General features: G+C 73.6%; 2 protein-coding genes. Both read right to left on the minus strand.

Going from position 1 to position 1,756, the window contains the following annotated elements; translation table 11 throughout:
- On the minus strand, positions 1–629 hold a 629-nt coding region (locus tag NBZ85_RS30840; RefSeq protein WP_261563393.1), incomplete at its 3' end, for a hypothetical protein.
- Positions 626–1,756 (minus strand): hypothetical protein (locus tag NBZ85_RS30845; protein WP_261563394.1); only part of this gene is annotated, 1,131 nt, incomplete at its 5' end. The genes NBZ85_RS30840 and NBZ85_RS30845, both read right to left, overlap by 4 nt.

Genomic DNA, 1,756 nt, shown 5'->3' on the forward strand with positions numbered 1-1,756 from the left:
GGGTGGGGTCGGGAGCTGCGGGCGACGTCGAGCAGGCGGCCCGGGTGGCGTCCGAAGGTCGCCGCGAACGCCCGCACCAGCGGCAGGGCGGGGCCCGCGCCGGCGGCGAGCTCGGGGACCCCACCGTCGCGGGCGCAGCGCAGCAGGTCCGACCAGACGCGGTTGATGAACGAGCCGTCGCCGAGGACGTGGCTCATCTCGACCAGCGCGTGTTCGTCGCCGAGGGAGATCCGCAGCGGCAGACCGACCGGCGGGTCGGCCAGCCTGGTTGAGACGAGCGTGCCGACGCCGTCCAGGTCGGGCGGCGCGGCGTCGAGGGGCCGGACCATACGGCCGATGTGCTGGTCGAGTTCGCCGGCGGGGACGTGCTGCCAGAAGGACCCCGCCGGGTCCAGGGCACGCAGCAGCGGCGTGCCCGGGGCGACGGCGGCGAGCCGGTACAGGGCGTCGCGTAGCTGGTCGGGCCGCGGTATCGCCATCGGCCCGAGGACCCCGACGATGGCGGTGCGCCGCCAGACGCGGTTGCGCGGCGAGAACGGCCAGCGCGGCGAGAACGGCGAGAACGGCGAGAACGGCGAGAACGGCGAGAACGGCGCCGACCGGGACACGGCTCGTCGGGTTGGGCTCATTTTGCCTCCGCCACGTCTCGGGTGAACAGGTAGATCGTCGCGTCCGGGTTGCGGTAGACGACGGTGAAGTGCCGGTCGGCCTGGATCTCGCGGCCGATCCGGGCGATAGTGCCGTCCGGCGCGAGGCCGTAGGAGCGGGCGAAGGCCACCTGGCCCTGCGCCAGCACGAGGTATCCGCGCGGCCTGTACCGGCCCATCGTCGAGATCACCCCGGCGGTCTCGGTCGCGGGTGCCCGGCCAAGCGCGATGCCGCGGAACACCGGGTCCTCCAGCAGCGCGTAGGACGGCTTCGGGGTCCGGGCGAACTCGGCGTAGCGGGGGCTGTAGTCGCCGGGCCAGTCCGCGTCGCCGAGCATCACCGGGATGCGGGGGTCGCCGTGGTCGTAGAGCCAGGCGGCGGAGGCGACGTCGCCCCGCGTCATGTGGTTCGCGTCGAACGGGATGTAGAAGGCGCACAGCCACAGGCCGAGGTAGGTGACGAGGGCGCCCAGCGTCACCGCCGCTCGCAGCGGGCGGGGCGGGGAGTCCTCGCGCAGCAGCGCAGCGGCGATGAGGATCGCGCACCACGGCAGCGAGAACAGGAAGACCCGTAGCCGCCCCTCTCCGCCGTAGGTCTGCAGGAACAGCACGAGACCGGTGCCGATCACCGCGCCGCTGCACAGCAGGACCCCGCGGATCGCCCGCCGCCGAAGCAGGACGACGACGGAGACGACGGCGGCGAGCCAGGTGCCGCCGAACAGCGCGAGCCCGGCCCGGGCGTAGAGGATCTTCCCCGCGGACTTGTGCAGCTCGACGTAGACGCCGGAGTTCGTCGCGTTGGTGACGGCGTCGGCGCCGCTGAACAGCCCGAAGTGGTCGCGGATGTAGGCGAGGTTGGGCACCAGGTAGGCGACGGAGATGACGGCCATGGCCGCCACCAGCCAGCGGGGCCGGACGACGCCCAGCGCCGTGAGCACGCCGACGGTGAGCACGATCAGGTACGGGGTGAGCTGGTGGCTGACCACGACCGCCGTGGTCAGTACCAGGGTCGCGGCAATCGTGGCGCCCGCCGGCCAGGTCGCGGTAAGGGGCGGGCCCGAGTCGTCCACGGCGGCGCCGAACACCCGGCGCAGCAGCCTGGTCCGGCG

The sequence above is a fragment of the Frankia tisae genome, assembly GCF_025403405.1.
In the GTDB taxonomy this organism is placed as follows: domain Bacteria; phylum Actinomycetota; class Actinomycetes; order Frankiales; family Frankiaceae; genus Frankia; species Frankia tisai.